30 protein-coding genes and 1 tRNA gene are annotated in these 21,451 nt (G+C 59.5%); 17 read left to right on the forward strand and 14 right to left on the reverse strand.

Annotated elements, in window-relative coordinates:
• Positions 1 to 51: 51 nt before the first annotated feature.
• Positions 52 to 456, reverse strand: a complete 405-nt coding sequence (locus ABH944_RS13810) for a DUF4399 domain-containing protein (RefSeq protein ID WP_404607059.1) — start codon at positions 454 to 456, stop codon at positions 52 to 54.
• Positions 457 to 821: 365 nt separating this feature from the next.
• Here ABH944_RS13810 and ABH944_RS13815 point away from each other — a divergent pair, with 365 nt between their 5' ends.
• Positions 822 to 1,004: a rubredoxin gene (locus ABH944_RS13815; RefSeq protein ID WP_075644035.1), complete on the forward strand. Its 183-nt coding sequence runs from the start codon at positions 822 to 824 to the stop codon at positions 1,002 to 1,004.
• A gap of 54 nt (positions 1,005 to 1,058) precedes the next feature.
• Here the strand turns inward: ABH944_RS13815 and ABH944_RS13820 are convergent, their stop codons facing one another.
• On the reverse strand, positions 1,059 to 1,793 hold the full coding sequence (locus ABH944_RS13820) for a class I SAM-dependent methyltransferase (protein ID WP_404607061.1): 735 nt from the start codon (positions 1,791 to 1,793) through the stop codon (positions 1,059 to 1,061).
• A 49-nt stretch (positions 1,794 to 1,842) separates the two neighbouring features.
• Entirely contained in the window at positions 1,843 to 2,646 is an 804-nt protein-coding gene (locus ABH944_RS13825) for a bestrophin-like domain (protein ID WP_404607063.1), read from the reverse strand.
• Between the two features lie 134 nt (positions 2,647 to 2,780).
• Here ABH944_RS13825 and ABH944_RS13830 point away from each other — a divergent pair, with 134 nt between their 5' ends.
• The 4 genes from ABH944_RS13830 to ABH944_RS13845 all read left to right on the forward strand — a co-directional run bounded on the left by ABH944_RS13830 (position 2,781) and on the right by ABH944_RS13845 (position 6,490).
• Complete coding sequence (locus tag ABH944_RS13830) at positions 2,781 to 3,065, forward strand: hypothetical protein (RefSeq protein ID WP_404607065.1); 285 nt, start codon at positions 2,781 to 2,783, stop codon at positions 3,063 to 3,065.
• A gap of 471 nt (positions 3,066 to 3,536) precedes the next feature.
• The gene (locus ABH944_RS13835; RefSeq protein ID WP_404607066.1) at positions 3,537 to 4,736 is read left to right on the forward strand and encodes a GGDEF domain-containing protein; all 1,200 of its coding nucleotides are present in this window, start codon (positions 3,537 to 3,539) and stop codon (positions 4,734 to 4,736) included.
• A gap of 1,176 nt (positions 4,737 to 5,912) precedes the next feature.
• Positions 5,913 to 6,110: a hypothetical protein gene (locus tag ABH944_RS13840; RefSeq protein ID WP_404607068.1), complete on the forward strand. Its 198-nt coding sequence runs from the start codon at positions 5,913 to 5,915 to the stop codon at positions 6,108 to 6,110.
• Between the two features lie 305 nt (positions 6,111 to 6,415).
• A tRNA-Arg gene (locus ABH944_RS13845) sits at positions 6,416 to 6,490 on the forward strand.
• Positions 6,491 to 6,962: 472 nt separating this feature from the next.
• Here ABH944_RS13845 and ABH944_RS13850 read toward each other — a convergent pair.
• Positions 6,963 to 7,181, reverse strand: coding sequence for a hypothetical protein (locus ABH944_RS13850; protein ID WP_404607069.1), 219 nt, complete (start codon positions 7,179 to 7,181; stop codon positions 6,963 to 6,965).
• 211 nt (positions 7,182 to 7,392) lie between these two features.
• Between ABH944_RS13850 and ABH944_RS13855 the strand changes: the two genes are divergently transcribed.
• Positions 7,393 to 7,716, forward strand: a complete 324-nt coding sequence (locus ABH944_RS13855; RefSeq protein WP_404607070.1) for a hypothetical protein — start codon at positions 7,393 to 7,395, stop codon at positions 7,714 to 7,716.
• Between the two features lie 246 nt (positions 7,717 to 7,962).
• Entirely contained in the window at positions 7,963 to 8,223 is a 261-nt protein-coding gene (locus ABH944_RS13860) for a hypothetical protein (RefSeq protein WP_404607072.1), read from the forward strand.
• 56 nt (positions 8,224 to 8,279) lie between these two features.
• Here ABH944_RS13860 and ABH944_RS13865 read toward each other — a convergent pair whose 3' ends face one another.
• From ABH944_RS13865 to ABH944_RS13885, 5 genes are all read right to left on the reverse strand, one after another.
• Positions 8,280 to 8,456, reverse strand: coding sequence for a hypothetical protein (locus tag ABH944_RS13865; protein ID WP_165936509.1), 177 nt, complete (start codon positions 8,454 to 8,456; stop codon positions 8,280 to 8,282).
• Between the two features lie 186 nt (positions 8,457 to 8,642).
• Entirely contained in the window at positions 8,643 to 8,834 is a 192-nt protein-coding gene (locus ABH944_RS13870; RefSeq protein WP_404607074.1) for a hypothetical protein, read from the reverse strand.
• 70 nt (positions 8,835 to 8,904) lie between these two features.
• Positions 8,905 to 9,078, reverse strand: a complete 174-nt coding sequence (locus ABH944_RS13875; protein WP_404607075.1) for a hypothetical protein — start codon at positions 9,076 to 9,078, stop codon at positions 8,905 to 8,907.
• Between the two features lie 106 nt (positions 9,079 to 9,184).
• The gene (locus tag ABH944_RS13880; protein WP_031361269.1) at positions 9,185 to 9,388 is read right to left on the reverse strand and encodes a hypothetical protein; all 204 of its coding nucleotides are present in this window, start codon (positions 9,386 to 9,388) and stop codon (positions 9,185 to 9,187) included.
• 56 nt (positions 9,389 to 9,444) lie between these two features.
• A complete protein-coding gene (locus ABH944_RS13885; RefSeq protein ID WP_404607076.1) occupies positions 9,445 to 9,666 on the reverse strand; it encodes a hypothetical protein in 222 nt (73 codons plus the stop codon).
• A 289-nt stretch (positions 9,667 to 9,955) separates the two neighbouring features.
• Between ABH944_RS13885 and ABH944_RS13890 the strand changes: the two genes are divergently transcribed.
• Complete coding sequence (locus tag ABH944_RS13890; RefSeq protein WP_404607077.1) at positions 9,956 to 10,354, forward strand: DUF1090 family protein; 399 nt, start codon at positions 9,956 to 9,958, stop codon at positions 10,352 to 10,354.
• A 70-nt stretch (positions 10,355 to 10,424) separates the two neighbouring features.
• The gene (locus tag ABH944_RS13895; protein ID WP_404659400.1) at positions 10,425 to 10,787 is read left to right on the forward strand and encodes a hypothetical protein; all 363 of its coding nucleotides are present in this window, start codon (positions 10,425 to 10,427) and stop codon (positions 10,785 to 10,787) included.
• Positions 10,788 to 10,805: 18 nt separating this feature from the next.
• Here the strand turns inward: ABH944_RS13895 and ABH944_RS13900 are convergent, their stop codons facing one another.
• Together ABH944_RS13900 and ABH944_RS13905 are read right to left on the reverse strand one after the other, a co-directional pair.
• Positions 10,806 to 10,973: a hypothetical protein gene (locus ABH944_RS13900; RefSeq protein ID WP_404607081.1), complete on the reverse strand. Its 168-nt coding sequence runs from the start codon at positions 10,971 to 10,973 to the stop codon at positions 10,806 to 10,808.
• 126 nt (positions 10,974 to 11,099) lie between these two features.
• Entirely contained in the window at positions 11,100 to 11,786 is a 687-nt protein-coding gene (locus ABH944_RS13905; protein WP_404607083.1) for a TetR/AcrR family transcriptional regulator, read from the reverse strand.
• A 172-nt stretch (positions 11,787 to 11,958) separates the two neighbouring features.
• Here ABH944_RS13905 and ABH944_RS13910 point away from each other — a divergent pair, with 172 nt between their 5' ends.
• Positions 11,959 to 12,444 carry a hypothetical protein gene (locus ABH944_RS13910; RefSeq protein ID WP_404607085.1) on the forward strand — a complete coding sequence of 162 codons (486 nt, stop codon included), beginning with the start codon at positions 11,959 to 11,961 and terminating at the stop codon, positions 12,442 to 12,444.
• A gap of 20 nt (positions 12,445 to 12,464) precedes the next feature.
• Here the strand turns inward: ABH944_RS13910 and ABH944_RS13915 are convergent, their stop codons facing one another.
• Positions 12,465 to 13,871, reverse strand: coding sequence for a sensor domain-containing diguanylate cyclase (locus ABH944_RS13915; RefSeq protein ID WP_404607344.1), 1,407 nt, complete (start codon positions 13,869 to 13,871; stop codon positions 12,465 to 12,467).
• A 365-nt stretch (positions 13,872 to 14,236) separates the two neighbouring features.
• Between ABH944_RS13915 and ABH944_RS13920 the strand changes: the two genes are divergently transcribed.
• The 6 genes from ABH944_RS13920 to ABH944_RS13945 all read left to right on the forward strand — a co-directional run bounded on the left by ABH944_RS13920 (position 14,237) and on the right by ABH944_RS13945 (position 18,368).
• Complete coding sequence (locus ABH944_RS13920) at positions 14,237 to 14,740, forward strand: YbhB/YbcL family Raf kinase inhibitor-like protein (protein WP_404607086.1); 504 nt, start codon at positions 14,237 to 14,239, stop codon at positions 14,738 to 14,740.
• 121 nt (positions 14,741 to 14,861) lie between these two features.
• Positions 14,862 to 16,229 carry an MFS transporter gene (locus ABH944_RS13925; protein ID WP_404607088.1) on the forward strand — a complete coding sequence of 456 codons (1,368 nt, stop codon included), beginning with the start codon at positions 14,862 to 14,864 and terminating at the stop codon, positions 16,227 to 16,229.
• A 130-nt stretch (positions 16,230 to 16,359) separates the two neighbouring features.
• Positions 16,360 to 16,614: a type 1 glutamine amidotransferase family protein gene (locus tag ABH944_RS13930; protein ID WP_404607090.1), complete on the forward strand. Its 255-nt coding sequence runs from the start codon at positions 16,360 to 16,362 to the stop codon at positions 16,612 to 16,614.
• 4 nt (positions 16,615 to 16,618) lie between these two features.
• On the forward strand, positions 16,619 to 16,978 hold the full coding sequence (locus ABH944_RS13935; RefSeq protein ID WP_404607091.1) for a DUF1488 family protein: 360 nt from the start codon (positions 16,619 to 16,621) through the stop codon (positions 16,976 to 16,978).
• A gap of 67 nt (positions 16,979 to 17,045) precedes the next feature.
• Positions 17,046 to 17,651: a hypothetical protein gene (locus tag ABH944_RS13940; protein ID WP_404607093.1), complete on the forward strand. Its 606-nt coding sequence runs from the start codon at positions 17,046 to 17,048 to the stop codon at positions 17,649 to 17,651.
• A 264-nt stretch (positions 17,652 to 17,915) separates the two neighbouring features.
• On the forward strand, positions 17,916 to 18,368 hold the full coding sequence (locus ABH944_RS13945) for a PA2169 family four-helix-bundle protein (protein WP_404607094.1): 453 nt from the start codon (positions 17,916 to 17,918) through the stop codon (positions 18,366 to 18,368).
• A 224-nt stretch (positions 18,369 to 18,592) separates the two neighbouring features.
• Here ABH944_RS13945 and ABH944_RS13950 read toward each other — a convergent pair whose 3' ends face one another.
• Together ABH944_RS13950 and ABH944_RS13955 are read right to left on the reverse strand one after the other, a co-directional pair.
• On the reverse strand, positions 18,593 to 18,910 hold the full coding sequence (locus tag ABH944_RS13950; protein ID WP_404607096.1) for a hypothetical protein: 318 nt from the start codon (positions 18,908 to 18,910) through the stop codon (positions 18,593 to 18,595).
• Between the two features lie 188 nt (positions 18,911 to 19,098).
• Complete coding sequence (locus tag ABH944_RS13955) at positions 19,099 to 19,431, reverse strand: BON domain-containing protein (protein ID WP_404607098.1); 333 nt, start codon at positions 19,429 to 19,431, stop codon at positions 19,099 to 19,101.
• Positions 19,432 to 19,914: 483 nt separating this feature from the next.
• Here ABH944_RS13955 and ABH944_RS13960 point away from each other — a divergent pair, with 483 nt between their 5' ends.
• Positions 19,915 to 21,399, forward strand: a complete 1,485-nt coding sequence (locus ABH944_RS13960) for an RNA polymerase factor sigma-54 (protein WP_404607100.1) — start codon at positions 19,915 to 19,917, stop codon at positions 21,397 to 21,399.
• Positions 21,400 to 21,451 lie beyond the last annotated feature (52 nt).

Raw genomic sequence — 21,451 nt, forward strand, 5'->3', positions numbered from 1 at the left:
CCGCGTTTTTGAGATTTGCGCGAGGATCACGAGGATCCTGCGCGATAGCGGTCATTTCACATGGATCTTGATAGTCTGGCTCATTTCCGGTCCGAATGACTGGTGTGCGCCGTCGCCGAACTGCAGGGTCAGCGTGTGATCGCCGGGGGGCAGTTTCACGTCTGCTTCCGTCTGCGCCTTGCCGAAATGCAGCGATTTATCGTTCATCGGGATCACGAGGCCTTTTTGCATCGGGCCTGCGTCGATCAGCACATGGTGGTGGCCTTTCTTCGGATCCGGATCACCGGCCGGGGCGAGTCCCATGCCTTCCAGGCCGAACACCATATGTACCGGGCTTGTGACGGTTGCGCCGTCTTTCGGTTCGACAAAAAACACCCGGGCTTGCTGGGCGTTCGCCGCGGCTGCCACGAGGAAAACGCTCGACAACACCGCTCCCGACAACAGTTTCTTGAACATCACTTTTTTGCTCCCAGAAGAATGCAACTGCCGGATCAACGATCCAGGCAGGCCAAAACGGTTTCGTGCTTTCGTGCGATAGGCATGGCGAACGACACAGAGCGACGGGCCGGACGACACGCGAGAGACTCAAAAACCGCCGGGGAGAGAATACACCGCGCATGCGAAATCGCGCAGATTCATGCTTGCGCCCTGCCCGTGCGGTCACTTCACTTCGATGAACCTATCTTGACATTCCGGTACTATGCGGATCGCCGGACGTTTAGGCGGCCGCGCGCGGCGTAGCCCCGAATCCGAATTTTCCGGGATGCGCCGCCAGTTGATTATTTAACGATTTTTTGTTGACCGAGAAGAAAGAGTCTGTCGTGAGTGAAGTTTTAGAATATAAAAGCTGGGTTTGCCTGATTTGCGGCTGGATATACAACGAAGAGGACGGTTTGCCGGAAGAAGGCATTGCGGCCGGAACCCGTTTCGCCGATATCCCCGATACGTGGCGCTGCCCATTATGCGACGTGGGCAAAGACGATTTCGTGGCAGTCGAGTTCTGATTCGGCCGCCGCCCGGTCATTCAGAGGGTCGTTTCAGTCTGAGTTCGCGCCGCATCAGCGCGCGACCACAATCAGTTCCGGGCTAGCGGCAGATACCGCCGCCCCGTCCCAATCGCCCTGCCATGTGAAGTGACGGAACCCGGCGGACTCGAGTTGAGCGGTGAGCTCATCCTGGGTGCGAAAGCGCAGTTCGCTGGCGGACGTCAACGTCTCGTCTGTCGCCTTGAATCGATAATACGTGTTGAAGCGAATGCCCGACTCCGGGCTTCCGCTCACGTCGTCTTGCCACATCTCCACCTCGCCGATCCCGTCCACATCGATCAATCTGCGCGATTGCGCCGGAGTCCACGATTCCCACGCTCGCGCGGCGGGATTGCGGCTCTCGAACGCCAGTGTGCCGCCGTCGCGCAGCGCATAGCGGGCGGCTTTGAGCGTATCGAGGAACGAGGTGTCGTCGACAAAAACCTGCGCGACGTGGCCCGTCATCATCACCAGGTCGGCGGGCGGCAGCAACGCGAGCGCGCGGGCGTCGCCTTCAATCCACTGAACCCGCTCACCTTCGGGCCTGTGCCGCGCGACATGCAACATCTCGGGCGCGGGATCGACGGCAATCACGCGATGCCCGCGCGATGCCAGTTCGCACGCGAGCAAGCCCGTTCCGCAACCGAGATCGATTACGCGCTGCTTGCCTGCGGCCAGCGCGAGGTAGAAGGCTGTATCGGCGGCAAAGGGGTTCAGGGTGTCGTATAGCGCGACGAGGCGCGGATCGGTGTAGAGCGTGGATGGCATCAGATATCAGATAGGCGGCAGGGGCTTCAAGCGTCGGGCGTTCAGTGTTTCAGCGGTTGAGGTAAGAGAGCGCGTCGCGCATGGGTTGGCTTGGCACGAGGATGGCGCCCGTGAACGGCGTGTCGAGATCGAGGATCACAAGCACCGTGGACGCTATCGATAACGCCCCGAGTGTAATCGTCACCAAAGCCAGTGTGTTGCGCGGCGCGATCAGCCCGAAGCAAAGGAAGATGACGAGAAGCCAGAAGACCAGAATCCGGTCGAACGGTGACGAAGCCGAACCACGCGCCTCCTCCACTATTTTCCAGCGTTGCTGGATTAGCTGGTCGAATCGGCCAAGCGCTTCTTCAGCTAGCTTCTGGTGGAACGCATCGCCCGGCTGCAACTCGCGGGTATATCGTTGCGCCCTTTCAAGCATGGCGCCCAATACGCGGCTGTCGAGATTATCAGTGCCGTAGCCCGGCCCCAGCGTTTTCTGATAATAGTCGCCGGCCGGCGGCGGTTCCTGCGACCAGGTGGACGCGATCGCAGCTGCCGTGTACGCGCGCAGGATGTGCCGGGGAACATCGGCGGCCGGGCCATACTCGCGCAGGCTGTTGTCGAGCTGGATCAGCTCGGCGGCGTAAGTACGGATGTCGGCGGTGGTGGTATCGAATACGGTTTTCGACGATGCCGTCAGCAAACCCAGCACGAGCGCCGCGAACGTGACCAGCATGCCGACCACCAGCTTCAGCAACTGCACGGTTTCATCCGCCTTGTGTTCCTCAGGCAGCAAGGGGCGCACGAGCACGCCAAGCCCGGTGGCCGCGAGCAGACACAAGAACACGACAGCAGCGGTTTCGAGTTCGGTCATGACGGAGGGCCGGGAACGTTTGCATTATGGGATGAAGTGGCGGGTTATTCCAGACGATAGAATTCAAGTTGACCTGATCATGAAGCGGCAACCATAATCGGCAGTTGTGCTTGTTAAACGGCCGGTGAAAAATCATGAAGAAGACAAAATACTGGGCGGCCGGGTTTGCACTGGCAGCCAGCGGTTGTGCGTTCGCAAATATCGTCGAAGATAACGTTGTTCGCAGCGCGGTACCGGCGAATGACCGGGTCGTGGGCAACGAGTGCACGGACCGTTCGATCAAACCGTTCGCCCGGCCAAAAGACAGCGCGCTGTCGGACGATATGTTGCGGGCGGCGTTGATCCTGGTTTCTGGTTTTGCTAGCGGTAGTACTCGTGGGGTCGAGACTGGTGTGTGCGGAGAGCGTTCGACGCGTTAGCGTGCTGATTGTGGGGGGTGCCTCGGGCGCCGCTGCATGGCGTCGCTGGGTTTTGCGACTGCGACGCGAATCGTTCTAGCCAACCTTCCCCCGCCTCCTTTCAGCGATTCCGTAGCAAAGCTCATTCAAGCGGTCCGACGAACGCGCTCTTCCTTGCATGACCCTGCTTTTCGGCTATGGAAGTTGGTACAGCCGGAGCCGCCCTCGGGTCTACTTCCCGCCAGCAAAACCTCTACAGACGTACAAGAAGCCAGCCCTGTTGCTTCCAACCGTACACGCAACATGCCGCTGCGCCGACAACGAAAGTGCGCCATCGTTCAGCATTTTTATGAAGGTTGGGTGCCAGAGCGTATCATCACAGCCGCGAGCGTCATCGTTCAGCACTTTGTGCAACGCGGAAACGAGAGTGACAGGCGCTCTACCCATTCGGCTCGCACGAATCTTTTCAGTCACATTTCCTACTGAAAACATATGTTCAGTCCCGTCGCACTTTACGTTGTCGGAATCATGTCCGGCGCGATCAGCGTAGTCGTATTCGGCTCGCTGGTGCGGTCCGGGATACCCGGGTTGTTTCGCTGGATCACTGCAAACGTCCTGATTGTTGCCGCATTGATTGCGCTGGCCCTGGATGACACTTCGCCCGCACCACTCACCATTGTGGTCGCCAGTTCGCTATTCGCCGGGGCCGCATTCCTTGTACTGCAAGGCTGCCGGGTGTTCTTCGGACTTCGACCCTCGCGGCTTCATGAGGTGGTGGCGTTCACAATGCTGGTGATTGGCATTGTTTACTGGACCTATGTTTCGCCGAACGAAGTTCCCCGCGTTGTCCTGATGTCCAGCTTTCTCGCCTACGTTCGTCTGTCGGTGGGTTGGATAACCTACACCCGGAGACCGCGGCATCGCCCCGGATACAGCTACCAATTCGTAGCAGTTGTCGCCGCGCTCGGCGGGCTCGTTCACGTCGCTCGCGGACTCGCCGCCGCCGTCGGCTGGGAACATCACGCACGGTTTCTCGAACCAACACCGTTGACCATTGCGTTTCTCGCGCTCGGCATTGTCACCCTGCCCTGTCTCTCGATCGGTGCGCTCATGCTTGCGTATGACCGGATGGCGGAGAGGATGGAACGGCTGGCCGCTATCGATGAATTGACCGGTGCGCTCGTGCGGCGCGAGTTCATGGCTCAGGCTCAGTCGCAGTTGGAACGTGCAAACCGCACACACTCCCGGTTCGCCGTCGCAATCCTCGACATCGACAACTTCAAAGCCGTAAATGATAGTCACGGCCACGCGGCCGGCGATCGGGCGCTCGCACTGTTTGCCTCGATCGTGGCGCAAGGTATCCGCCGAGGAGACATTTTCGGGCGGCTCGGCGGGGAAGAGTTTGCAATCCTGTTCCCCGAAACATCGCGGGCGGACGCGCTCATTTTGGTGAACAGCGTGCGGTTGCATTTGGCTACGTCTACGTTGGCCGTGCCTTGTGGGGAAGTGACTTGCACGTTCAGTGCCGGCGTGGATGAATATCAACCTGGCGAGACGCTGGCGAATTTGATAGCACGGTCAGATGCGGCGCTCTATTCAGCAAAGGCCATGGGACGAAATCGGGTGGTAAGCGCGGTCGATATCGGCGATGAGCCAGTGGGGGCTACTAAGGACGCGCCAAAACCTACGTGAGAGGGTGGGGGTTCTTAATATTCTTGAAGGCAAGGAAATCTCCACCATATTGGCGGCCATCGCAGGATACGTATTGGGCAAAGCGAGTGCCAGCGCAAGGCAACAATATGAGAGACCTTCTAGTCAGGAAACCGACGATGATCTGGATCGCAAGCGTTAGGCGCAGCGTGAGAATGTGTTTTGTCGAATAGGTAACGTCCGTTCTCAAAGTCCAACCGCAGTTCAGGTCAGTAGGCGGCTTCGCGAGCATCGTCATCGCATGATGGAACGCGCCGCACCCTGTTGTCACTCCGAAATCTACCGGACTGCCGGGCGACACCACCAGTTTTGAGCGAAGGCGATCGACCCGATCAATTCCAAACCGGAAAGATCGAAACCGCCGCGCCCCATGTGGGAAAGCCTGCAGTCGTAGAGTGCGGACCAGAGCTGCTCCCACCCGTCCTCGGCGGCGCTCGCTCTCGCGATATCGGAATATCGCCCTAGCGCTTTCGAGTTTTCGTGAGCGACGATCACCTCCGCGTTTGCTCGCACCGGCGCCTTTCGGGTCAAGATCCGCAAGCCGGCGGATGAGATCGCGCTGGCGGCCGATATTGAACTGCACGACCTTGTGCGCGATGAAGTGGGCAGCTATAGCCGGCGCAAAGCCACTCGAGAAGCACGCACACGGATGGCGACGCCGGCATCCAACTCCAAGCAAGACTAATGATGCTCGATCGGACTATTCACTCAAAGATCACAACCGGAGACAATACTCAATGAAACTATTGACCCAAGAAAATTATCGAGCCTCGCTGATTTCGCAACTGGCCGAATGCCGATTCCATCGCGCCCGATGGATGAAGCAGCGCTAGAAATCTAGGCCGGCTTCCAAGCGGCAGCGAATCTTCCTCGGCGGAGCGCCGGTCCTCGCAGCTACGCCTCTTGCACCAACTTCAAACGCCCCTTCCTGGCAACCTGAACAGGATCAAATCCGTATAGTGCTTCAGGCTTCGCCAGTCTTTGCGCCCTCACGGCGGCCATCTCCTGAATGTCCCAATCTGCCTCGTCGCATATGTTTCCGGCACCGGGTAACGCGACTGGCGCATGATGATTTCGAGCAAATCACCGATAAGTGGGATCCATTCGTCGTTCCCGATCTTCTGCCGAAAATGATTGCGGAGGCGCACGAGCACTCAGGTGGCGCTCCGCGTCGATATCGTCCCGCCGCATCTCGAACAATTCTCCACGCCTGAACGCACACTGCATCGCCGCGCGCAACAGGTCGGGCATCGCCTGTTTATGCTCCGCATCGACGGCGTTGCGCCCTTTGTCGATGTCGACCTCTTGATCGCGCGTCCACGCTGGGGTCGAGCCTTTCGTTTTAAACGTCTTTGATATACTCTGCCCGCTGCATCGGATCTGTGCTCGCCAGCGTTCACCGACGGGTAAGATTGAGGCCTTGGTCTTTGCCCCAAAACCGTTGTGTCGCAAGGCCAAGCGATCTGGAACTGCTACAAATTGCTAGAAGGCGCCAAAACGGCTTGTTGTAGTAAAAGCGTAGCAGCAAGATCGAGAAAACCACGATTCACACTGCGTCACGGTGCTTCATTTAGGAAGAAGCGAATCAACCGGAAGCGCAAGCTGGGTAAGGCTAGAGCCTTGATCTACAAGGTTTCGATCCACCCATTTAAAATATCCATCTCCCCGTAGTTCAATGGATAGAACAAGTGCCTCCTAAGCGCTAGATGCAGGTTCGATTCCTGCCGGGGGGACCAGTCCCGTGCCAGCCGCCCTTTATCCACAAGCAACTCAGCTTAATCAGGCGTGATTCTGGCGTAGTCAAACTCCCAACCCATCCCCGCGAATCCGAGAACCCGCGAATCCAAACGATCACCTTCTCGGCCTGTAAGCCCGTCGTCCATCGGCGAATTCAGAAAAGCGGCGATTGCCAATTGCACTGGCCCAAGCATTTACCCAGCGAGTAGCGAGAGTCTTCTCAACCTCCGTCTCGGCGACGTTGAGACGGTCGGTCGCGAGACGCAGACGCTCCAACGCGTACTGCTTGCGAGAACATTCCGGGTTTCGACACGCGGCGTTTGTATGCATCGCTCACGAGTGAAAGACGTGGAAGGTTGCGACGAGGTACAGCTCACCTACACCCGATACTACCGCAACGAAATACCGTCCACCGCAGCAAATCTCGGCCTACCCCGGCAGAGACTAACTACGCGCGCCGTAGCAACCGAGTCAATTACACACGCCGTCAACTTCAAGACTGGCGAGCGCCTGGCTCCCATCGGTGCGTGCAGCGTCTTCAACCGGGAAGGTCTTCTTACTGAACGCAATCACTTTGAATCCGGATCCCAACATTCGCGGGACGGTAATACCCCAATGCCAGCCGCCGGCTTGCTCGAACACATGCAATGCGGGGATGGTTGGAGTATGTGAGGACTGAGAAGTCGTCATGGCACATTCTCCCGTCAGAACAGAACTGCGAGCACAAATGCACACGCTCGTTTTCTAGTTTATACACATTTTGCTGCAGCGCAATATAAGACCGTGGCGAAAATGTCAAATCTGCCCGCGACACAATATTGAAATATGTTCGCCCGCATTGCGCTGTGCGATTATGAATTGAACAGCTTTTAATCTTAAGATTGTGATCCACGGGGGCTTCATGAGTAGCCATGTGCTTATTTGGGCAGCGGTGCCGCATAACAGCGACGGCGTCGTCTTCCAGGTTCGTATGGTCCACGGACTTCAACGTTTCCATATGTCGCGCCGCGTGCTCGAAAATGTGTTCGACCTCGAACCACGGGCTTCAGACGCAAGACAACTCGAACTCTTCTACGAATTTCTAGAGCGTATCCTCGTTCGAGCCGGCAAGAGGCGTTCGATTGCCAGTTCGGACACGGTCGCACTTCACGCAACGGACTTCATCCCACCGAGCAAAAAGGAAAGCGGGTCGAATCTGTATGCAATCGCACGAGGTGCGGTTTAAGCAACGGCGCGGCAGACTTCTCGCATCGATTTATCCCACACCGCCTCACCGAATTTCCAAGCCTCGCAAGCCTCGCGCTCCGAGGCTTTTTTGTGTCGTTACGGTCTTGAGGCAATTCCTGTATCCGTCTCTGCACGGCTTGTTGCCCGGCCCACTTATCCCACTGCACGAGGGCCGCAGAAAGCGCTACTCTTAGCGAACCCTGTACCGCCTCGCAGGGTTTCGATTTTTTTCCGGGACCCGACCATGGCCACGACCTTCACCGCTTTCAAGGCTCAGCTCAACATGCTGCTTCGCGATCAGCCGCGCGGCATGACCGCGGACCTGACCGATTTTGCAGTGGCTTATTGGGACGGCCGTCAGGTGGTGGGCGCCTATCTGCGAGACGCAGGCCATGTCGACGAAGTGTTCGACCTTGACGAGAATGCTTTCGAGCAGTGGCGTGACGAGTTTGTTGCGTGGCTAGCCGATCCCCGCTTCACAAGGCGGCCGGACCTGCTTGCATAGATAAAGGGGAACCCGCCGTTCAATGCCGGCGGGGATCAGGATCAATGCGCTGATATCTACCGGGCGCCGATCCAGAATTCGTCATCGAGTGCCTGGAAGAAAAACGCTTCCAGTGCCTCCTCCGACAAATCGTCGAGCGTAATGCCGCGCATGCGGCAAAGCACGTGGAGCGTCTCGTCGGCGGCAATGACGAGATTCCTAAACGCGGCAGCAGTGGGGTTGGTCGTGTCCATGCATCCGCTAACGGCCCCTGCGAACGAAACTTTAGACTCAAATGCGTGATATTTTCGATTGACCACGCCGGGCCGGATCATGACGTGCCACGGTAATAAATCGTAAGCAGTCCACGCCCTGGCGCTCCGCGAAAAAACATCCTGGCGCCCATTTCAAACGCCGTCACATCGGTCCCAATACGATCCTTAAGGTCGACCGCCAAGATAAGCAGCCCCACCGAGTTCGTCTTCAAGTGCATTAAAAAAGAACTCGCCCAATTCGGCGTCCGACAAACTGTCGAGCGGAATCTGCCGCAAGCGGCAAAACAATTCCAACGCTTCATCGGCCGCATTCAATGCGCTACGGGTATCGGTATAAGCAAGTTTGTCGAGGTTCATGAGCGGAATAATGGCGCACGTCTATCGGACTTTGATGTCTCGCTGAAGTTTGAAAAACCGTTGATCCCAATCACCAGGGGCCGACGATGCTATCGCCGAGCGCATGGGAAAAGAATTCGCCTAACTCGTCGTCGGAGAGTTCTTCGATATTGACCCCACGCAGGCGGCACATCAGTTCGAGGGTTTCACCCGCAGCCCGGATGAGGGCGCGGGAGGCTTCGGGGGTGGGTTCTTTGGTGTCCATGCCAACACTAACGGCGTCGACGCAAGGAACTTTAAGCCCGTATCAGCCGCTCCCTGATCTGCAGCGCCGGGCAGCGTTCATGAGCGACGTCGAGCCAATAAACCGGTCACTCCGGTTCCACCGGAAAACGCCGGTTCAACTCACGCTTCGCCCAATGCAACGCTTCGTTTTCCGCGACATTGCTGGTCGGCGCCATCTCGCCCGCATTCGTCTTGAGCGGCAAGCTGCCCGCCTGCACGGACCAGTCCCAGCGGGTGCCGCGTTGTTCGACGAACACGTCGATGACATGTTCATTGTGCATATAACGCATGACTTCTCCCGTTGGCAGGACGCGATCCTAGCATGGTGGTGCGTTCGGACTCGCCATCAAGCGCCGTGCGCCTCGCACCAGTCGAGCGCCCACGCCCGCGCGCATGTAATGGCGTCGCCGTCGTTATCGAATGCGTCGATGTCGCCCGACTCATGTTTCTCCGGATGCCCCTCGCCCGTTGTCGGCATACGGATCAGGCGAGCCTGCGCGTAATACATGCCATCCTGATCGTGTCTGGAGCGGCAGTCGATGTGAAAACCCTTGTAATCGAAACGCATCGGCGTATTCCTCGCGAAAAATGTAAACGTCTGAGAGGTTTCAGCAGGTTTGCGCAAGACGCATTCCGCATGGACGCGTAATCACGTGCATTATTGGTTGGCACACGGTTATCGCATTGGCCCCATCGGTCCCCATAGCTCGTTAAAATACGCCGACTCTGCCGGGATGAACGGATAAGCGAGGGCTATTTATTAATACCCCGCACTGTCGCGACCGATCGAGAAAATACTTCGTATCGGGTTAGACACCGTTTGCCCCTGCCCAATCTCGCCAGCCACGGATTCCGCTATGAAATTGCTTGCCGCTGTCGCCTTCAGCCTGTGTTTGTCGACTGCACACGCATCGCAGGAAACCGATGCCTGCGATGCCCATCGCCAGGCACTCGAAAGGCAAATGGCCACCGCACTGGAACAGGACAACTCGGGCCAACTTGACGCCCTGCAAGCCGAACTCGACAAAACCAATGCCGAATGCACGCCCGACGCCATTGCGCAAAAACGCGCAGATGCACTAAGACGCCACGACAGCGCCATAGCCGAGGCCAGGAATCGCTTGCGTGATTGGGAAGCCGAACTGGAGCGGGCCAGGAAAAAAGGCACGGATCAACTCAACATTGCGGCTTGGGAACGCAAGGTGAAGCGGGCGCGCACGGATCTGGACCGCGCAGTGGCAAGACCCATTCAATAATCCGCCAATTAGGGGTTTGTACTAATCTAAAATTTGCTAAAGTTTTTCCCGCCACTACCGTTAGGCATTGATGGACCCACTCATCGACATGAAACTCCAAGGCACGCCTTCCGCACTGTTGGCGGACCAGGAACTGACGCACCTCGAATTGGTGCTGCGGCGTTCATTGGTCGACGACGCCCTGAGCCCCATCATGCCGCCGAACTACTGGCGCGAGCGGCTTGCGGTGGTCGCGCGGAGTTCGCATCTTACGCACACGCAATTACAGACGATTCACCGGCTGTATTTGCAGATCGATGCCCACGAAGCGGATCACCGGACGCGCGACACCGCGCCCGAACTCACCCCCGATTCCACGTCGCCAATGCTTCCCGTGCCACGTATGGTTCTGCAACGGGGCCCGGCACATCCCTCCGGAAACGACGGGTCGTAAGCCGGTTCACACAGGCGCTCAGTGCCGGTGCCGAAGCCACCAGTCGCGTAACGTGCCGTAGCTGCCATGACTGCGGCGGCCCAGCATGCGTTTGCGGAATCCACCACTCCAGTCGTGCGCCAGCACCGCGATCGCGAGCACGGCAAGAGCCGCAAGCCCAACGAGGATATTCGCCAAACCCTCCATGGCGCCCTCCCTATCGGTCGACTGCCATGATTCAAGCATAGGTCAAGCGCCCGCAATCGGGGCGCAGACCGCGGACATGATCCGCTCGTCGCGTGTCATCGAATATTCTGCTTGCCGGCGCTGGACTCAGCGCTGCATGAACCGCATGACGGCGTCGACAACCATCTCGCGATGCCGGGCCCGCGATTTCGCTCCGGATGGATCACGCCCGAAAGCGACGGCGAATGTATGCCGGTTCGAGACACGATGAAAACACAGCGCGCTGATAAACAGATGCAGGTCCACGGGATCCACGTCGCTGCGAAATTGCCGCGCCGCGACGCCACGAGCGATCAGGTCCGCGATGGTTTTCACCACGCTTGCGTTACGCGTCCTGAACGTCTTCAACTGGCTCACATGCTTCGCGCCATGGATGTTTTCGATCGTCACGAGGCGGACGAAATCGCGCTCTTTATCGTGGAAGTCGAACGTGAGTTCGACAAGCTCGCGCAAGCCCTCGCGCGGGTCCATGGCGTCCAGATGCAACGACTGTTCAAGCGCGCGGATCCTGCCATACGCCTCCTCGATCACCGCTTCGTACAGCCCTTCCTTGCTGCCGAAGTAGTAATACAACATGCGCTTCGTTGTATTGGTGCGCTCCGCGATAGCGTCGACCCGTGCACCGCTCAAACCCATTGCCGCGAACTCCTCCGTGGCAATCTCAATGATGTTGCGTTTGGTTTGTTCCGGGTCGTACTTTCGCTTGATGTCCGGTGCCTTGCCCCGTACCTTGCTCGCACGAACCGGCGCTGCCACTTTGCTTGCTTTTTTCATCGTTTATTGTGCAGAGCGCCCCAGGGTAGAGAAGATTTTAGCATGGGGATTTGGGCGTTAATCGCAGGGGAAGTCCTCACGCAAACCCTTGTTTCAAGGGGTTTCGCCGGGGTTTCGCTATACTTCCGCAGAATTTTGCAGACCTCGGCTGCACGCCCCCACAAGGACCCGAATGACTCACAAGCAAGCCCTGCCGCGCATTGCGTCGGCCTTTAACTTGATGCTCAAGCCAACCCTGATTACATGTCTGATCGCAGGGAGCGTGTGCGCCCTGTCATTGAACGCCAACGCACAAAACGCGCCTGCCCAGCAGCCGTTTCCCGCTCAGGCGCTGCCGCCGGGTCATCCCGGAATGCAGCAGCCGACACCGCAAAGTCTCGCTGCCGAAGGCGTGCGGACGAGCGCCAACATTGCGCGCGGGGCAGCGGATATCTGCAACATCGACCGCAAGAAAATCGACCGGTTCAAGGTGCTGACGCGCAAGAATTTTCCCGCCGCGCCCGATTTCGACGGCGAGTGGAATCTCGGCTACAAGGAAGCGCAGTCGACCGTCGATCGCTTCACGGCGATGAAAACCAATAACCCCACCGAGTATGCAAAAGAGATCGGCGAGGCGTGCCCGGCGCTGACCCAGGGTATCGACGACCTGACGAAGTAACGAAGTGACGCCGCGGGGGCTCAGTCGGATGCGCCGTAATGAGCGCGCTTTTCGGCATACATGACGGCGTCGGCGCGCTGCAGCATGACTTCCAGCCGCTCGCCGTCCTGCGCGGTGGCTGCCCCCATCGCAAAACTCAAGGGCATACCCGAGTAGAACTGGTTATTGACCTCCAGCAGTTGCCGGATGCTTTCGATCACCGCCACGCCACCGCGCTCGTCCACGCCGGGCAGGAGCAGCACGAACTCGTCGCCGCCAATGCGCGCGGCGTGACTCGGCTTCTCCACCGCCTTGCCGAGTACTTCGCCTGCGCGCCGCAACAACGCGTCGCCGGCTGCGTGGCCGAGTTGATCGTTGACGGCCTTCAGACCATTCACATCAACGGCTACCGCGGTCACCGGGAACGGCCCCTTGCGCTCGAGCCGGTTCATTTCATCGATGTAGAACGAACGGTTCTTGAGCTTCGTCAGCGCGTCGTGCTTGCCGAGAAACTCCAGGTACGCCTCCGCCTTCTTGCGCGCGGTAATGTCGGTGAGCGCGACAAGAACGAGATCCCAGTCGGCTTCGTGACCCGGAAACACCGAGAATTGCAGATGCACATGCAACTGCTGCCCTTCCAGCGAATAGTTGACCACCTCGCGCTGATGGAAAAGCCGGTTCTCCCATAGATCGATGAGCTGCTCCTGGAAATGGCCCACCATCTCGTCGCGGAAGACGTCGCCGAGGCGAGAGAGCAAAGCGGCTTTATCCGGTGCGCCGAACATGGTCAGCGTGTGCTGGTTCACGTCGAGCACATGAATTTCCTGCATGCAGCGCTCGATGAATTCCGGATGAACATTCGTGAAGGTCCGGAAGTCGACAATCCCGCGTTCACGTATATCGTCGAGCAGCGCCTTCACGGTGCTGAAGTTTTCAACCCACAGGGAAACGGGCGAATGCTCGAACAGGCCGCGCGCATAAAGCTCGCTCAGCGCGGCCTTGCGGCGCACATTCTCCAGTTCGGTAATGTCCTCCACCGTCACGAGCACGCGGTCCCAGGTTGCTTCGTGGCCCGGCAGGATCACCGCTTTCAGCAACACGTCGAGCCGCTTGCCGTCGAGCGTGTAGTTCACCGTCTTGCTGGTGAAGGCCGACAGACCCGACCACAATTGTTCGAGTTCATCGACGTGAGTCAGCAGCATGTCGTCGCGGAAGACGGTGCCGAGATTGCTGACAAGATGGTCGACATCCTTCGCGCCGAACAGCGTGAGCGTGCGCTGGTTGACCTTGATCAGCCGGATACTCGACGAGCATTCGGCCACCCGCGCCAGGTCCTCAAGCAGAAAAGCGCGTAGATCGGCAATGCCTTGCGCGCGCCAGCCTTCGAATATCTCGCGCACGGCGCTGAAATCCTCAAGCCACAGCGAGACGGGCGCGAGGTCGAACATATCGGCATCGTCCGCCGGTGCGCTCGATGCCGTTGTCGATGCCGTCCCCACGTTCTGCAAGACGCGCCCCTGGTTGTTCGGCATGTCCATCCTTTTCCTATGATCCAGCTTGATATGGTCCGGTTCCGCCATTTTATGCGCAGACGTGGCGGAAAAAAGCTGAACGAAATACCGCGGGCGACGCGCTCGCGGCAGCGTTGAGCAACAATGGATGCACTTCAGGCATGTTTGCTGCACGAAGGCGCTGAACGGCCGCAGGCCATGCGGCCTCCACACGCCCGCGCGAACGGACTGAACGCGGCCAGGCGCCGGGGTTTCAAACCCCGTCAAACCCTGTTAAACCCCGTCAAAGGAGACACCCTTCCATGGCTGACTTCCACATCTGGTCCGATGAATTCGCGGCCAACGGACATCTCACGAAGAATCACGAGTTCGATCAGCAAGCATTCGGCGCAGACGGCAAAAACGTCTCGCCCGCGCTGCAATGGGACGGCGTGCCGCCCGAGGCCAAGAGCCTCGCCCTCACCGTCTACGACCCCGACGCGCCCACCGGCAGCGGCTTCTGGCACTGGATCGTGGTGAACATTCCGGTGGACACGCGCTCGCTGCCGCAAAACGCCGGCAAGGCCGACGGCAGCCTGCTGCCGGCCGGCGCGCTCCAAATGCGCAACGACTACGGCACCGTCGGCTTCGGTGGCGCCGCGCCGCCGCGCGGCGACAAACCGCACCGGTATATTTTCCGGATCCATGCGCTAAAGGCAGATCACTTGTCGCTCGATGCCTCCGCGACCAATGCAGTCGCGCGTTTCATGGTGCATCTGAACGAAATTGATTCGGCTACCTATACCGGCCTGTACCAGTTGAAATAAGCGCCGGATCACGGGGACGCGCGTTGGCTTGCCTGGCCGCGCGCGGCCCTGCGTGTGTTGCAGTAACCCGTCTGAAAGGCGCGAGCCTTACACTTCGCCGCTCCCCTCCTCTTCCCTACCGATGGACGCAGAACACGGTCTTCCTCTTCCCCAGCGCTATTGGGCCATTCTGGTCGTGGCGCTCGGCATCACGCTCGCAGTACTCGACGGAGCCATCGCCAACGTCGCGCTTCCGACCATCGCCCGCAATCTGAACGCCAGTCCCGCCGACTCCATCTGGGTCGTCAACGCGTATCAGCTCGCCATCACCGTCTCGCTGCTGCCGCTCGCCTCGCTCGGCGACCGGATCGGCTACCGGCGGGTGTATATGTCCGGACTCGCGCTGTTCACCATCGCGTCGTTCGGATGTGCGCTCTCGGGCTCGCTCACGTCGCTCGCCATTGCACGGGTGATACAAGGCTTCGGCGCGGCGGGCATCATGAGCGTCAACACGGCGCTGGTGCGCATGATCTATCCCTCCGAGCATCTGGGCCGCGGCGTGAGCATCAACGCCTCCGTGGTCGCGATCTCGTCGGTCATAGGGCCCACGGTCGCGTCCGGCGTCCTCGCGGTTGCACCGTGGCCGTGGCTCTTCGCGATCAACGTGCCGATCGGCGTTGCCGCATGCGCCGTTGGCTGGCGAGCGTTGCCGCGCACGCCGGGACACCGGCAACCCTACGACTATCTGAGCGCGGTAATGAACGCGGCGGTGTTCGGCCTCGCAATCACTGCTGTCGATGGGCTCGGCCACGGCGAGCATCGTCTGTATGTGTTCGCCGAGTTCCTGGTGGCCGGCGCGATCGGATACTTTTTCGTGCGGCGCCAACTGACCCAGGCCGCGCCGCTCCTGCCTATCGATCTGCTGCGAATCCCGGTGTTCGCCCTGTCGATCATCACCTCTTTTTGCTCGTTCACCGCGCAGATGCTGACGTTCGTCTCGCTGCCGTTCCTGCTGCAGGACACCTTCGGCATGAGCCAGGTGCAGACAGGATTCCTGATGACGCCGTGGCCGCTGGTGATCGTATTCATCGCGCCACTCGCCGGCATGCTGTCCGACCGGTATTCGGCGGGCATGCTCGGCGGCATCGGGCTGGCCATCATGTCGGTCGGCTTGCTGCTGCTCGCGACAACCGGTGCGCATCCTGCCCCCTTCGATATCGCGTGGCGCATGGCGTTGTGCGGCCTCGGCTTCGGTTTGTTCCAGTCGCCGAACAATCGCCAGATGCTGTCGGCGGCGCCGCGTCATCGCAGCGGCGGCGCAAGCGGCATGCTCGGCACTGCGCGGCTCTCCGGACAGACGCTGGGTGCGGCGCTCGTCGCGCTGATCTTCGGCATTGCACCGCAGCACGGCACGACCATTACGCTGGTTGTCGCGGCGGGCTTTGCTGCCGCGGCGGCAATGGTCAGCCTGATGCGCATTTCGCGCAGCGAGACGCGCGCGACAGCCTGAAGCTATCGCACATCCGCTCCTGTCATCCAGACCCGCATTACAGCTTTGTAGGCACACCCTTTGCTGAATTGAACGAACATGGCCCCGCTTGCGGGGGGCCGCTTTGTTCAATGCATCAGGGAGCTTATTCATGGCTGATTTCCTCGCCAGTTACAGGGTCGCGATCCTCGCTGTCGATGGCTTGGAACAAACCAAACTCGTCGCACCGCAGAAGGCGCTGAAAGCAGCCTGCGGGCAAGTCCACGTGATCTCGCAAAAGCCGGGACAAACTCGGGGTCTCGTGCACGCCCACAACGGCGACATGGTCAAGGTCGACGTCCACGCGCTGCCAGTTATCAAGCATCACTACGCAATGGCGCAGCAACTCGCCAGGCTCAAGGGGTGACGCCATGACGGCCTCCTCCGCTTCGCTCACCCCTGCATCCTTTCCGCAACCCCGGCCGGCCTACGAGGACTCGACCATGCACATCCGGTTTTCCGACGACGCCCCCATCTACGACGGCGACGATCTGGCGCTTCATTTCACTGCGCTGATCGACGCCCAACCGGTCGTGTGTTCCATCACGGCTGAAGCGCTCGAGGATCATTTCGGCGCCGCTTCGGCGCGGGAAGACGATCTGCTCCCGGCGTTCGAACACGGCCGCGCGAGAATCCGCGCGGTGTGTGCGGAAGCGCTTGACAGCAATGGCGGAGAGAGCGTCGTATTACGTAGCGGATTGTTCCGCGTGGCGGGCATGGAACCGGAGTGAGCGCGCGCTTCGTCCGTCATGGTTCATCGACGCGTTTCATTGAAACAAACGCTTCCTGGAGGTCCTCATGTCCCTCATCATTGCAGGACGGTTTCAAACCTTTCCCAAAGCAGAAGCCGCAGCCCAGCGCCTGTTCGCGGGCGGGTTTGTCGAAGAAGACGTCACGCTCTTTTATGTCGCCCCGAGCGGCCAGCACGCACGGATCGAGACGGGCGGCGACCACCACGCCGACGCCGGCGCCAAGGACGCGTCGAAGGGAGCAGGCAAAGGCGTCACGATTGGCGCGGTGATCGGCGCGATTGTCGGCGCAGGGGTTTTCGTATTGTCCAAGGCGCCCTGGCTCGCCGCAGTGCTTGCTGCCGGAGCAGGCGCTTATGTCGGGTCGCTGATCGGCGCCATGTCGCATGCGCGGTCCGGCAAACGCGACCCCGCCCAATGGACTACCGCAGAGAATCACGGGTCGGCCAATGCCCTTGACGCGAGGCATTCCGGGGTTGTCGTAGCCGTGCATGTCGGACCGGAATTGCAGGCGCAAGCAGCAGCCATTCTTCGCGACGCGGGCGGCATAGAAGTCGAACGTGCAACGGGTCAATGGCGCAATGGCCGCTGGGCCGACTTTGATCCGGTCAAGCCGCCGGAACCGGTTCGCGAGTTCGCCGAACCGCGTGCGTAAGGTTGTACATTGTGCGTGGGCCAGGAGATTCTGGCCGCTTTCCGGGCGGCCTGCATCACCTTTCGCGCAAAGCACGTGCTACATATTGGCTCTCTCCTTCAAGACGATGCGTAACCGCGAAGCGCGGCTTGTTTGTACGGATTTGCGACATCGAACAGGGTCAATCAGGTGGTATCGGGCACGGCCGTTGCGACTCTCCTGTGGACCGCGATGCAGGGATTCAGAAGATCGCGGGCCATCTTCGATCACTCACAGGAGGTTCATATGAGCACAAACGTCGTATCGGTATTGAACGATCTGGTTGAAACGTCGAAGGACGGCGAAAAGGGCTTCCGGAAGGCCGCGGAAGACACCAAGAACACGACCCTGAAGCAACTTTTCGCAGACCGCGCTGAGGACTGTGCGCGGGGTGCACACGAGTTGCAGGATGTGGTCGCGCGATTGGGCGGAAAGCCGCAGACCGGTGGCACGGTAGGTGGAGCGTTGCACCGTGGCTGGGTGGACATCAAGTCGGCGGTGACGCATCGGACCGATCACGCAATCCTTGAGGAATGCGAGCGCGGTGAAGACGTCGCGAAGAAGAACTATCGTGAAGCTCTGGACAAGGAACTACCGGCGGACGTGCGCGCTATCGTCGAGCGTCAATACCAGGGCGTAATCGAAAATCACGACCGTATTCGCAATCTGCGAGACCAATACGCCGTAGCGAAACCGTAGTTATTGACCGTATGCCGCCATCAAGCCGCTGCGTTGAAATTCGCAGCGGCTTTTTTGTTGGAGCGCGTTTTCATATATCGATTCGTTATACGTAATAAATTCTCGTATACCCAACCCGCTTGGCAATGCAAGCACGTGCCTGGCCAACATGCCAGCGCGTAAAAAACCCGCCGGTTGTCACAGCGGCGGGTCCTGTCATACCAACACCTGCATGCATAACCAAATCACTGCGGCGAGCCCTTGTCGTTGGTGCCCATTGCCGATGCTGCCGCGGCCGCCGACGCACCCCTGGCATGCATCGCCTTGTTCTGCTTGTGCAGGGTCGTCCCATGCGTGCCCTTCTTGCTCATGCCCATGCTCCCGGAAGCCGCCATCCCGCCTTCGGTGGGCGCCGCCGTTGCGCCAACGTGCCCACCTACTTCACTCGCGCCCGCGCCGGCCGTGGGCCCACCAGAAGAGCCGCCCGCGGATTGCGCCAACACCGGGCCTGAGAGTGCGAGAGACAGTGCACCGAGCACAGCCATATTTTTCTGTCGAGTCATGGAAATCTCCTTTTCCTGAGGATCTGGTTAGTCGATATTGACTCGAAACCAGAGCAGTTATGAGTGGTGGACTAGATCGGCATCAATGCAATTCGTACTTCTTATTAATTACTTCCTGAAACAGCCCCACTGGCAACCGGGTAAAAACAAAACGGGCAGCAAGCACGCTGCCCGCTTTTCTACAACACTTACTCTACGATCTTCAGGTGATTGCGCACCGACGCCACGCCGTCCACCTTCGACACCACGTCTTCCGCGCCGCTCTTGTCTTCAGCCGACGGCACCGTACCGGTCAGCGACACCACGCCTGCACGCGTCTTCACATGGATATGCGTCGACTTTACGTTCTTCGCGCCCAGCAATTCCGCCTTGACCTTGGTCGTGATCGCCGTGTCATCGACCTTTGTGCCAATCGACGTGGAGGCGCCTGTCGACGTCGTGGCGGTTTGTGCACTGACGTTGAGTGCAAACACGACACACGCGATACTGCCGGCTGCCTTCAGGATTTGGGTCGATTTCATCGTTGCTCTCCTTCTAGAGTGATTTAAAAAACTGCGGCGTTACCGCTGTCTTATTTGAGCGCAGGCCGCCTCGTACGGCCGCAGCATCTTTGCTGCAAGCCCTGCTCGTTTTCATACCGGCAGCGCCAGGCGCTACGAGTAGTGATAGGTCATACGCAATCAGCGTGCCGCATCGTCCGCTGCAATCGGCAAATGTAACCCGAAAGCGCGTTGAGACCATGCGCGGCAACGCTTACCCGCTTTTTTATCGATGCACTGTTTATTCACGGAGGAGGACCCGGACTGACCCTCCATACCCGCAGTGCTTTTGCCTGTGCGCGTGTAAAAAGTGCGCGCATTTGGCCGCCGATCGAACGCCTGGGCATACCGCCGGCGAACGAAAATCGTATTGAAATCCAGTGCTCACGCGCTCTGCAGCGTGCATGGCATGACTGTTGCTCTTAAAGGACCCACGAAAGTCCCAACATTGAGGAAAAACACGCAATGCCGCCTTCCCTCGAACTACGCACCAAGCAAAGTCTTGCGCTCACGCCGCGCCTTCAGCAATCGGTCCGTCTGCTGCAACTTTCATCGCTCGAGTTTCAGCAGGAATTGCGCAACGCGCTTGATACGAACCCCTTCCTCGAATACGACGAGACGCAAGCGGAAGACAACGCGCTCTCCACCGACAACGGCAACTCCATGGGCGACACGCCTGTGGCCAGCGATCAGACCGCGCCTGTCGATGCCCCCATGAGCGCCGAGAGCAACACCGACACATCGGACAGCAGCGAGTCGTCGTCGCACGAGGATTCGATGAACGAGTTCTCGTCGGACCCGTTCGGCCGGACCTCGACGCGCAACAACGGCGATGGCGAAGGCTCGGACCCGGCTGACTGGGTCCGCATCGAACCCTCGCTGCATGAAACGCTGCACGATACGCTGCGGCTCTATCCCATCAATGATCGCGACCGGGCGGTGGCGCAGCTCATCATCGAAGCACTCGATGACGACGGCTATCTGCGTCAGGATCTGCAGGAACTGTCGGAGCTGGTGGATATCGAGCCGGCGCTGTCAGAAGAAGAGTTGAGTATTGCGTTGAAGCTCGTGCAATCGCTCGACAAGCCCGGCGTGGGGGCGCGCAACCTGTCCGAATGTTTGTCGCTGCAACTCGACGCGCTGGACCCGGAAACGCCCGGACGCGAAGTCGCACTCGAGATCGTCACGCATCATCTCGAGCGGCTTGCGCGACGCGAGCAAGCCGAGTTGCAAAAGAAGATCGGCTGCAGCGCGGAAGAACTGCGCATTGCCTGCGCGCTCGTGCGCAAGCTCGACCCGAAGCCGGGCGCGAACTACGGCGTGGCCGAAGACAACTATGTGGTCCCCGACGTGATCGTGCGCCAGGTCAAGAAGAACTGGGTCGTGACGATCAACCCGGCCGTGCTGCCTCGCGCCCGTATTCATCGCATGTACGCCGAGTTGTTCGCGCAGTCGGCGGGCACAAGCCGCTCGCCGCTTGCTCAGCAACTGCAGGAAGCGCGCTGGCTGATCCGCAACGCGCAGCAACGCTTTACGACGATCCAGCGCGTGGCCGAATGCATCGTCTCGCATCAGAAGGCGTTTTTCGACTACGGTGAAATCGCGTTGAAGCCGCTGGTTCTGCGCGATGTCGCCGACGAACTCGAGCTCCACGAGTCGACCATTTCCCGCGCGACGGGCAACAAGTACATGTCCACGCCGCGAGGCATCTTCGAGTTCAAGCACTTTTTCCCGCGCGAACTCAGCACCGAAAGCGGTGGCACGTGCTCGGCCGCTGCCGTGCGCGCCCTGCTGAAGGAAATGATCGCGAAGGAGAGCAGCACGGACCCGCTGTCCGACGTGAGCCTCGCGAAGATGCTTGCGGATCAGGGCGTGATTGTGGCGCGCCGGACCGTGGCGAAGTATCGCCATTTGATGAAGGTGCCGCCGGCGGAACTGCGTCGCGGTTGAAGTAAAAACGTCCCGCTTCGTTGCCTGTAAAAAACGCCCCCGGAAGACTTCC

This window comes from Caballeronia udeis, from assembly GCF_044909315.1.
Classification (GTDB): domain Bacteria; phylum Pseudomonadota; class Gammaproteobacteria; order Burkholderiales; family Burkholderiaceae; genus Caballeronia; species Caballeronia udeis_A.

What these genes read in the sequence shown, in the direction of transcription:
- ABH944_RS13810 (WP_404607059.1), bottom strand. Translation starts at nt 456, where the DNA reads ATGTTCAAGAAACTGTTGTCGGGAGCGGTGTTGTCGAGCGTTTTCCTC.
- ABH944_RS13820 (WP_404607061.1), bottom strand. Translation starts at nt 1,793, where the DNA reads ATGCCATCCACGCTCTACACCGATCCGCGCCTCGTCGCGCTATACGAC.
- ABH944_RS13825 (WP_404607063.1), bottom strand. Translation starts at nt 2,646, where the DNA reads ATGACCGAACTCGAAACCGCTGCTGTCGTGTTCTTGTGTCTGCTCGCG.
- ABH944_RS13830 (WP_404607065.1), top strand. Translation starts at nt 2,781, where the DNA reads ATGAAGAAGACAAAATACTGGGCGGCCGGGTTTGCACTGGCAGCCAGC.
- ABH944_RS13835 (WP_404607066.1), top strand. Translation starts at nt 3,537, where the DNA reads ATGTTCAGTCCCGTCGCACTTTACGTTGTCGGAATCATGTCCGGCGCG.
- ABH944_RS13850 (WP_404607069.1), bottom strand. Translation starts at nt 7,181, where the DNA reads ATGACGACTTCTCAGTCCTCACATACTCCAACCATCCCCGCATTGCAT.
- ABH944_RS13855 (WP_404607070.1), top strand. Translation starts at nt 7,393, where the DNA reads ATGAGTAGCCATGTGCTTATTTGGGCAGCGGTGCCGCATAACAGCGAC.
- ABH944_RS13860 (WP_404607072.1), top strand. Translation starts at nt 7,963, where the DNA reads ATGGCCACGACCTTCACCGCTTTCAAGGCTCAGCTCAACATGCTGCTT.
- ABH944_RS13865 (WP_165936509.1), bottom strand. Translation starts at nt 8,456, where the DNA reads ATGGACACGACCAACCCCACTGCTGCCGCGTTTAGGAATCTCGTCATT.
- ABH944_RS13870 (WP_404607074.1), bottom strand. Translation starts at nt 8,834, where the DNA reads ATGAACCTCGACAAACTTGCTTATACCGATACCCGTAGCGCATTGAAT.
- ABH944_RS13875 (WP_404607075.1), bottom strand. Translation starts at nt 9,078, where the DNA reads ATGGACACCAAAGAACCCACCCCCGAAGCCTCCCGCGCCCTCATCCGG.
- ABH944_RS13880 (WP_031361269.1), bottom strand. Translation starts at nt 9,388, where the DNA reads ATGCGTTATATGCACAATGAACATGTCATCGACGTGTTCGTCGAACAA.
- ABH944_RS13885 (WP_404607076.1), bottom strand. Translation starts at nt 9,666, where the DNA reads ATGCGTTTCGATTACAAGGGTTTTCACATCGACTGCCGCTCCAGACAC.
- ABH944_RS13890 (WP_404607077.1), top strand. Translation starts at nt 9,956, where the DNA reads ATGAAATTGCTTGCCGCTGTCGCCTTCAGCCTGTGTTTGTCGACTGCA.
- ABH944_RS13895 (WP_404659400.1), top strand. Translation starts at nt 10,425, where the DNA reads ATGGACCCACTCATCGACATGAAACTCCAAGGCACGCCTTCCGCACTG.
- ABH944_RS13900 (WP_404607081.1), bottom strand. Translation starts at nt 10,973, where the DNA reads ATGGAGGGTTTGGCGAATATCCTCGTTGGGCTTGCGGCTCTTGCCGTG.
- ABH944_RS13905 (WP_404607083.1), bottom strand. Translation starts at nt 11,786, where the DNA reads ATGAAAAAAGCAAGCAAAGTGGCAGCGCCGGTTCGTGCGAGCAAGGTA.
- ABH944_RS13910 (WP_404607085.1), top strand. Translation starts at nt 11,959, where the DNA reads ATGACTCACAAGCAAGCCCTGCCGCGCATTGCGTCGGCCTTTAACTTG.
- ABH944_RS13915 (WP_404607344.1), bottom strand. Translation starts at nt 13,871, where the DNA reads ATGTTCGACCTCGCGCCCGTCTCGCTGTGGCTTGAGGATTTCAGCGCC.
- ABH944_RS13920 (WP_404607086.1), top strand. Translation starts at nt 14,237, where the DNA reads ATGGCTGACTTCCACATCTGGTCCGATGAATTCGCGGCCAACGGACAT.
- ABH944_RS13925 (WP_404607088.1), top strand. Translation starts at nt 14,862, where the DNA reads ATGGACGCAGAACACGGTCTTCCTCTTCCCCAGCGCTATTGGGCCATT.
- ABH944_RS13930 (WP_404607090.1), top strand. Translation starts at nt 16,360, where the DNA reads ATGGCTGATTTCCTCGCCAGTTACAGGGTCGCGATCCTCGCTGTCGAT.
- ABH944_RS13935 (WP_404607091.1), top strand. Translation starts at nt 16,619, where the DNA reads ATGACGGCCTCCTCCGCTTCGCTCACCCCTGCATCCTTTCCGCAACCC.
- ABH944_RS13940 (WP_404607093.1), top strand. Translation starts at nt 17,046, where the DNA reads ATGTCCCTCATCATTGCAGGACGGTTTCAAACCTTTCCCAAAGCAGAA.
- ABH944_RS13945 (WP_404607094.1), top strand. Translation starts at nt 17,916, where the DNA reads ATGAGCACAAACGTCGTATCGGTATTGAACGATCTGGTTGAAACGTCG.
- ABH944_RS13950 (WP_404607096.1), bottom strand. Translation starts at nt 18,910, where the DNA reads ATGACTCGACAGAAAAATATGGCTGTGCTCGGTGCACTGTCTCTCGCA.
- ABH944_RS13955 (WP_404607098.1), bottom strand. Translation starts at nt 19,431, where the DNA reads ATGAAATCGACCCAAATCCTGAAGGCAGCCGGCAGTATCGCGTGTGTC.
- ABH944_RS13960 (WP_404607100.1), top strand. Translation starts at nt 19,915, where the DNA reads ATGCCGCCTTCCCTCGAACTACGCACCAAGCAAAGTCTTGCGCTCACG.